This window comes from Bradyrhizobium cedriense (genome assembly GCF_054602315.1).
This window is the reverse complement of the sequence record NZ_JBTSWB010000006.1, coordinates 72,307-81,280: the sequence shown is the minus strand read 5'-3', so window position 1 is coordinate 81,280 and position 8,974 is coordinate 72,307. Positions and strand designations below refer to the sequence as shown.

The 8,974-nt window shown below is 65.8% G+C and carries 4 protein-coding genes; all 4 read left to right on the top strand.

Features of this window, described 5'->3' with window-relative positions:
* Positions 1–4,978: amino acid adenylation domain-containing protein (locus ACYCVF_RS25630; RefSeq protein ID WP_459612939.1), on the top strand; the 4,978-nt coding region annotated here is incomplete at its 5' end.
* Positions 4,979–4,982: 4 nt separating this feature from the next.
* Positions 4,983–5,963, top strand: a complete 981-nt coding sequence (locus ACYCVF_RS25625; RefSeq protein WP_459600952.1) for an alpha/beta hydrolase — start codon at positions 4,983–4,985, stop codon at positions 5,961–5,963.
* A gap of 84 nt (positions 5,964–6,047) precedes the next feature.
* On the top strand, positions 6,048–6,980 hold the full coding sequence (locus ACYCVF_RS25620; RefSeq protein WP_459600950.1) for an ABC transporter substrate-binding protein: 933 nt from the start codon (positions 6,048–6,050) through the stop codon (positions 6,978–6,980).
* Entirely contained in the window at positions 6,967–8,973 is a 2,007-nt protein-coding gene (fhuB, locus tag ACYCVF_RS25615) for a Fe(3+)-hydroxamate ABC transporter permease FhuB (RefSeq protein WP_459600948.1), read from the top strand. The genes ACYCVF_RS25620 and fhuB overlap by 14 nt, the downstream gene beginning before the upstream one ends.
* Position 8,974 lies beyond the last annotated feature (1 nt).

The window sequence follows — 8,974 nt, the reverse complement described above, 5'->3', positions numbered from 1 at the left end:
GCAGGCCGGCGAGGTCTGGAACCTGTACGGCCCGACCGAGACCACGGTGTGGTCGGCCCGCCATCGGCTCGATGCGACTGACGATCGTCCGCTGCTCGGGGGTCCGATCGGCAACACCACGCTGAACATTCTCGATGCTGATCTCAACCTGGCGCCGGTCGGCGTTGCCGGCGAGCTCTATATCGGCGGTAGCGGGCTGGCCCGCGGCTATTGGCGGCGCGGCGCGCTGACGGCGGAGCGCTTCATCCCCGATCCGTTCGGTCCACCCGGCGCGCGGCTGTACCGGACCGGCGACGTGGCGCGGTGGCGGTCCGACGGCGCGCTCGACTATGTCGGCCGTGCCGACCACCAGGTCAAGATCCGCGGCTTCCGCATCGAGCTCGGCGAGATCGAGGCGAGGCTACAGGCGCAGCAGGGCGTCCGCGTGGCCGTGGTGGTGGCGCGCGAGGCCGGCGCTGGCCGCCAGCTGGTCGGCTATGTCAGTGGCGAAGCCCTGGATGGTGCGGCGCTCAAGACGGCGTTGTCCTCCGTCCTGCCGGACTACATGGTGCCGGCGCGGATCGTGGTGCTGGAGCGATTGCCGCTGACGCCGAACGGCAAGATCGACCGCAAGGCGCTGCCGGCTCCGGATCAGCTTGCGGCCTCCACCGCGCATGTCGCACCGCGCACGCCGGCCGAAGCTGCGCTGGCTGCGATCTGGGCCGACCTGCTGCGCCAGCCCAAGATCGGCGTCACCGACAATTTCTTCGAGCTCGGCGGGGATTCCATCATCTCGTTGCAGATGGTGAGCCGCGCGCGGCGCGATGGCGTGCACATCGAACCACGCGACGTGTTCCGGCATCAGACGATTGAGGCGTTGGCAGCGTCGTCCCGCGACGTCGGCCCCGGCGAGGATGATCCGGCACTACGACGCGGCTCACTATCGGGACTCTCCGACTTGCAGCTCGAGCCGCTCGGCCTGGACTTGGATCGCATCGAGGACGTCTATCCGTTGTCGCCGATGCAGCAGGGCATGCTGTTTCACAGTCTGCGTGATGCGGGCAGCGGAGTCTATGTCAACCAGGTCAGCGTCGAGATCCGGGGCCTCGATCCGGAACGTCTCGGCAAAGCGTGGCGCGAGGTAAGTGCGCGTCATCAGATGCTCCGGACCGGCTTTTTGTGGCGCGAGCTCTCCGGCTCTCCGCTACAGGTCGTCTACCGCGATGCCGTCGTGCCCTTCGAGCAGGACGATTGGCGCGGGCAGGCGATCGGCGAGGAACGGATCGCGGCTGCCCTTGCCGACGAGCGCGCCGCCGAGTTCGATCTCCAGACGCCGCCACTCCAGCGGGTGCGCCTGCTGCGGCTCCAAGACGATCGGTATCGGCTGATCTGGACGTATCATCACATCCTGATGGATGGCTGGAGTTCGGCCAGGTTCGTCGGAGAAGTCCTGGAGTGCTATTATGGCGGCAGGCCTGCTGCGAATGCCACGCGCTACCGCGACTACATCGCCTGGCTGCTGGCGCAGGACGCCAAAGCTGCGGAAAGTTTCTGGCGCGAGCAGCTCAGGAGCTTCGACCAGCCGACGCAGCTGGCCGACGCGTTCGGTGCGCGCCGCCATCAGGTGTCCGGCCACGATCGCTGCTACACGCGTCTCGGAGAGACGGCGACCGCAGAGCTGAAGGCGTTCGCGCGCCGCGAGCGGGTCACGTTGAACACGATCGTTCAGGGTGTGTGGGCCTTGCTGCTACAGCGCTACACCGGCCAGAGCACCGTGACGTTCGGCGTGACGGTGGCCGGCCGTCCGGCCAGCCTCGACGGATCACAGCAGATGCTCGGGCTCTTCATCAACACGCTGCCCGCGATCGAAACGCTTCCGCCAGCCAGCTCCATCGGCGACTGGCTGCGCGCGCTGCAGGACCGCAATTCGGCGATCCGGGAGTACGAGCACACGCCCCTCTACGACATCCAGGGCTGGGCGGGCCGTGCCGGTCAGACGATGTTCGACAGCATCATCGTGTTCGAAAATTATCCGATCGAACGCAGCATGCATCGCGGCGACGGCGCTTTGCAATTCAGCGGCCTGAATAATGTCGATGTGACGAACTATCCGATGGATCTGTCGGTGCTGGTCGAAGACACCCTTCAGGTCGAATACACCTATATGCCGAGCCATTTCACGGCGGTACAGGCGGCTCAGATCAAGACGCAGTTCGAACATCTGCTGGCTGGGTTGACGCGGGACGCCACGGCTCTGCTCGGCAGGATCGACCCCGTCACGGAGCTCGACGCCGCTCTTGCGGATCGTTGCAATCGTCACGCGACGTCGAGCGTCCCGCTGCCCCTGGTGCACGAGGTGATCAGCGGCCACGCGCAGCGTCATCCGGAGCGGACGGCGCTGACCATTGGAAGCACAGTGCTCTCGTTCGGAGAGCTCGATCGGAAGGCCAACCGACTGGCGCATCACCTGATCGCCCGCGGACTCAAACCCGAGCAGCGGGTCGGCGTGGTGGTCGAACGGACCGACATCACGATGATCGCACTGCTGGCCGTGCTCAAGGCAGGCGGGGCTTACGTCCCCCTCGATCCCGAGTTGCCATCCGAGCGGCATGCTTTCGTCATGCGCGATGCTGCGATCGCGTACCTGTTGACGGGACGGCTCGAGATCGAGGGCAGCCCGCGCGGTGTCGAAAGGATCGCGCTGTCCACGTTCGACTTCGACTCCGGCCCCGACCATTCGCCGCAACCTGAACTGCATCCTGAGAACCTTGCCTATCTCATCTACACCTCGGGCTCGACGGGAACGCCCAAGGGCGTCGCCGTCGCCCATGGGCCGCTGGCGATGCACTGTCGCGTCACGGGCAAGCTCTACGAGATCGACGAAAGCTCGTGCGAGTTGCATTTCCTGTCGCTGGCCTTCGATGGCGCCCATGAGCGCTGGTTGACGGTTCTATCGCACGGCGCGCGGCTGCTGATGCGTGACGCCGAACTGTGGACGCCGGAGCAGACGGTTGAAAACCTGTACGCCCATCGCGTGAGCCATATGGGATTGCCGCCGGCCTATCTCCAGCAGGTCGCGGAATGCGTCGAGCAGAGCGGCAACCCGCCGCCGGTCAAGCTTTATTCGTTTGGCGGCGAGGCGATGCCGAAGGCGGGATTCGACAAGGTCAAGCGCATCCTCAAGCCGCGCATCCTGATCAATGGCTACGGCCCGACCGAAGCGGTGGTCACGCCGCTGGTCTGGAAGGTCGACGGGGCGGGCGAATGCGACACGCCCTATGCGCCGATCGGCGTTCCGGTGGGTGACCGCCGCGCCTACATTCTCGATGGCGCGCTCGACATCATTCCCGCCGGCGTCGCCGGCGAACTCTATCTCGGCGGCTTTGGGCTGGCGCGCGGGTACTACGGCAAAGCGGGCATGACCGCCGAGCGTTTCGTTCCCGATCCCTTTTCGGCGGAGCCGGGCGCCCGGCTGTACCGCACCGGCGATCTGGCGCGATGGCGTGAAGACGGCACGATCGAGTATCTTGGCCGCAGTGACGACCAGGTCAAGGTCAACGGCTTCCGCATCGAGCTCGGAGAGATTCAGACCGCGCTGCTCCGTCACGGGTCGATCGCGCAGGCGGCGGTGGTGGCAGTATCAAGCGATGCCGGAAATCAGCTCATCGCCTATGTCGCGCCGAAGACGGCGAGCAACGCCGCGCCTGATGCGACGGAGGCGCTGGTCGAGCGCGTGACCGGTTTCTTGAGGCAGGTTTTGCCGACCTATATGGTGCCGGCGCGGATCATGGTGCTGGAGCGATTGCCGACATTGTCGAGCGGCAAGATCGACCGGCGTGCACTGCCGGCTCCCGACGCATCGATGCGCAGCTTCGTCGCCCCGCAAGGCCCGGCAGAGATTGCGATGGCGCGCCTGTGGTCCGAGATTCTGAATGTGCCGCAGGTCGGTGCCACCGACAATTTCTTCGAGCTCGGCGGCAACTCGATTCTGTGCCTCAAGGTCGTGGCGCGGCTCCGCCAGGACAAGGTGTTCGGAATCGAGATCAAGCTGCGCGATCTGCTTCAGAAGCCGACGATCCGTGCGCTGCTCGCGGACAGCGGCGCCGCCGAGTCGGTTGCACCATCGGCGCTGCTGCCTCTGAATGCCGCAGTTCGCGACGCCAATCCGGTGTTCTGTGTGCATGGCGGCTTCGGCACGGTGTTCGACTATGGGCCGCTGGCGCGTCGGCTCGAAGGGCGACGGCAGGTGATCGGGCTGCAATCGAGAATGCTGGTCGATCCGTCGTGGAGCGACGGCTCGCTCGAATCGATGGCCGTGGACTATGCAGCCGAGATCAGGCGGATGCAGCCGCGCGGCCCCTATAGCCTGGTCGGCTGGTCCCTGGGAGGGCTGTTGGCAAGTCTCGTCGCGGCCGAGTTCGAACGCGGCGGCGAGCGCGTCGATACTCTTGCCTTGGTCGATAGCTTCGTGCCGCATCAACGAGATGAATCGAGCCGACAGGAGATAATGGCCCACTGGGCCGACGACCTCGCCGGATTGCTGTCGGCCGTTCTTCCGAACGCGGCGGCCTCTCGCATCAACGCGCCTGTCGAGGCAGCGAAACGCGCTGGCCTGCCGGAGATGTCGGAGAGCATCCGTGATGTGGTCGCTTCTGTCATGGGGCAGGGCATGAGCGTGAGGGCAGATGAGGCGTTGCTGGGGCCGGACGATGTGTCTGCCGCCTTCGCGGTTGGGCGACATCTCAGCAGGCTGGCGCAGAAGGCCACGCTGCCACGAGGCCTCGAAGCCACGCCGCTCTGCTGGTGGACGTCGGCCCGTCTGACGCAGCGCGATCGGCTGGAATCGCAGCTGCCGAAGGCTATCGATCGTGGCGTCGCAGGCGACGACCATTTCACGATCCTGAAGCATGCCGGTCTGCTCAATGAGATCTGCAGCCTGCTCGCGCCGGCGACCGCGTCGACGATCGCGCAGGATACGATTCCGGAACCGGCGGAGTGAGCCCTTGAGCCTTGATCCAGATATCGCTGCATTGCTCGAGATGGTGCAGGCCGGCACCGCAAGCGGCGCTCGCATTCCGTTTCCGCAATTGAACGCCGCGCTGGCGCGGGCCGATTTCGATGCGTCTTCGCCGCTGCTCGATGTCGATCCGCCCGCACTCGGCTACGAGCGCAGGCTATGGCTGCCGATGCGGGACGGTGCGATGATCGAGGCACGGCTCTACGCACGCGAGGCGCCGAGTGATCGCAATCCGATGCCGGTGTTGCTCTATATGCATGGCGGCGGCTTCGTCGTCGGCAGCCTCGATTCGCATCAACCATTGTGTCGCGGTCTCGCCGAGGACAGTGGCACGGCCGTGCTCTCGGTCGGCTACAGGCTCGCGCCTGAGCACAAATTCCCAACTGCCTTCGAGGATGCGGTCGATGCGCTGAGCTGGATTGGCACCGAGGGCCACGCGATCGGACTCGATGCGCGACGCGTGGCGGTCGGCGGGGACAGCGCCGGCGGGACGCTTGCCGCCGCGCTCGCGATCGAGGCGAAGATAAACAAGGGCCTACCGCGGCCAGTGCTTCAGGTCCTCGCCTATCCCGGCCTCAGCTCGTGGCAGACCTCTGCGTCCTATGAGCGATATGGTTCCGGCCATCTCCTGGAGCGCAGCACCGTCGATTGGTTCTTCCGGCAATATCTCCGCGACGATTCCGATCGCGACGATTGGCGCTTCGCACCACTTGCCGCGAGGGATTTGTCGGGCCTAACTCCCGCATTCATCGTGCTCGCCGAGTTCGATCCCTTGTTGGATGAGGGGCGCGACTATGCGGCGCGATTGGCGGCTGCCAGCGTTCCCGTCGACCTGCGCGTCTATCCGGGCATGATTCATGAATTCCTGCGCATGGGGAATGTCGTAGCCGATGCCTTGCACGCGAGGGCGGCGATCGGGCAGGCGCTGGCGAGCGCTTTTCGTGCCGCTGGCGAAGAGGCGGCTTGATATGGAAATGCGGCGTGAACGAGGATATGTCATGACTGTCATTGTCCCGCGGCCTCCCTGCAAGGGGCTCCTGAACTGTATTCCATGAGCACTTTTGTCCCAGACCACCGGCTGTCCCGCCGCGCGCTTCTCGGCGCGGGTGCAGCGATCGGTGCTGCCGCGCTTGCCGATGCAGGACCGATGGCATTTGCCCAGACCGGTGAGTCGCGATCCGGCCCCCGAATTGCTGCGCTCGGCTGGGCCTGTGCTCAGACGATACTGGCGCTCGGTGTCGTGCCGCTGGTGATCCCCGAGATCGAGCGCTATGGCCGGCTCGTCGTCGAGCCGGCTGTCCCGCCCGGCGTTCAGGAGATCGGCCTGCGTTCGGAGCCAAATCTCGAGCTGCTGCAGAGTTTCGCGCCTGATATCATCATCGTCGATCCCAGCATCGCGGCCGCCATACCCCGGCTCAAGCTGATCGCGCCGGTCGAAATGTTCACGATCTTCAGACCCGGCGGGCATCCCCTCGACACGGCACGCCGTTCGACTATGGAGCTTGCGAAGCGTCTCGGGGTACAGGGGGCCTGCGAAGCCTATTTCGCGCATTTCGATGTCGCCATGGCCGGCTACCGTGAGCGGCTCCGCGATCGCGGCGTCAAGCCGCTCTATCTCGTCAGCGAGATCGCGCGCAACCGCGCGCTCGTGTTCGGTCCGAACAGCCTCTATCAGGAGGTGCTCGATCAGTTCGGATTGAAGAATGCCTGGACGGGACAGAGCGGTCCATGGGGATACACCAGCGTAGGGCTCGAAGTGCTTGCCGCGGTTCCCGACGCGCGGTTGGTCCTGATGTCCTCGCGGGTCGCCGACGTCGAGGCCTTGCTGAAGGCAAGCCCGGTGCTCCGAACCCTGCCTTCCCTTCGCTCGCATCGGCTGACGGTCCTGGACAATCAGTTCTTCTATGGCGGCGTGCCGGCCGCCGCGCGTTTCGCCCGTCTTCTCGCTGAACGTCTGCCGCAGGAAAGCCATGAGCAAGGTTGATGCACTGCCGGTCCGGTCCGGCTTCGACATGCATCCGGCGATGCTGATCGGGCTATTGGTGGCGGCCGCGGCTGCGCTCACCTGGCGGAATCTGTCCGGATATCTGCCCGCCAGCGCGTGGTTGCCCGCGATGTGGCGGCCCGAGATCACCGATCCCCAGCAGATGCTGGTGCACTACACCGTGTTTCCGCGCATCGCGGTGGCACTGCTGGCCGGCGCGGCCCTTGGGCTCGCCGGCACCGTCTGTCAGCAGGTGCTGCGCAATCCGCTTGCGGAGCCGAGCACTCTCGGTGTCCTGAACGGCGCGTATCTCGCGCTGGCCGTGACGACGCTGTGGGCGCCGTCGCTGCTTGTCCTTGGCCGCGAGTGGATTGCCCTGCTTGGAGGGGTTGCTGCGTTCCTGTGCGTATTCGGGCTGACCTGGAGGCGTGCGCTGTCGCCCGTCATCCTCGTGCTGGCCGGGCTGATCGTCAGCTACTATTGCGCAGTGACCACCCAGGCGCTGGTGTTGCTCAACCACGAATATCTGATCGGGCTGTTCATCTGGGGCGCCGGCTTCCTCAATCAGCAAGACTGGAGCAACGTCGCGTTCCTGGCGCCGCGGCTCCTGATTTCGATCGTCCTGATCGCGGCAATGGTTCGTCCGCTGACCCTGCTCGGCTTCGACGACGAGACCGCGCGCAATCTGGGCCTCGGATTGACGAGAGCACGGGTCTGCGCGCTCATCATTGCGATCGCGCTTAGCGCTTCCGTCGTCAGCGTGGTCGGCGTCATGGGATTTGTCGGCCTGTCCGCGCCGGCCATCGTCATGCTCTCAGGTGCGCGCCGCTTCCGCGACCGGTTGATCTGGGCGCCTCTTTGCGGCGCCCTGCTGCTGTGGTTGACGGATCAGCTCGTGCTCTTGATCCCGCCCGGCTATCGCGAAATGCCGGCCGGCGCGGTGACGGCTCTGATCGGCGCGCCGATGCTGCTCTTGCTGCTGCCACGGCTGCGGGCGGCCATGCCGGTGGGTAACCTCACGCCATCCGCTCCGCCGCGCCTTGATCACCCCTGGCGCGTGATCCTGTTCGCTCTTGCCTTGCTGCTGCTCGCTGTCTGGATCGCACTTGCGCTCGGGGTCGGCTCCGACGGCTGGCGATGGAGTGGTTTGTCCGGCATGCAGGAATTCTGGCCGTGGCGCTGGCCGCGCGTGGTGTCGGCGCTGGCAGCAGGCGCGACGCTGGCGGTCGCCGGTACGCTGCTGCAGCGAATGACCGGAAACCCGATGGCGGCACCGGAAGTCATGGGTATCAGCTATGGCGCCGCTATGGGTGTGATCGTTCTGCTCTATCTCTTTCCCGCGCACACGCGGCTGGCGCAGATAGGGGCTGCAGGGATCGGGGCCTTCATCGTGCTGGCGCTGGTGCTGCTCTTCAGCCGGCGGTCCGAGTTCAGTCCGGAGCGCGTGCTGCTGGCCGGTGTCGCCATGAGCGCGGCATTCGGCGCGATCATCGCCATGGCGCTGGCGACCGGTGATCCGCGCATCGCCACGCTCTTGTCGCTGCTCACGGGATCGCTCTACCAGATCGGTCCGGCCGAGGCGACCATCCTCGCCGTCGCGGCGCTCGTTCTGCTGATCATGGTGCCAACGCTGTCGCGCTGGCTTGACATCCTGCCGCTCGGACCGGCGACCTCGCGTTCGATCGGCATCGCGCTGGCGAGGAGCCGCATCATCATCATGATGCTGACGGCGTTGCTGACGGCAACGGCGACGCTGATGGTGGGCCTTCTGAGTCTGGTTGGCTTCATTGCGCCGCACATGGCTCGGATGATGGGCGCGCAGCGCGCGCTGCATCAGGCGGCGCTGGCGGCGTTGATCGGGGCGATCCTGATGGTCACGGCGGACTGGGCCGGACGCATGGTGATATTTCCGTTCCAGATGCCCGCCGGCATTTTCGCAATGATGCTTGCCGGGCCCTATCTCATCTGGCTGCTGCGGCCGCAGCGCGGCTGAC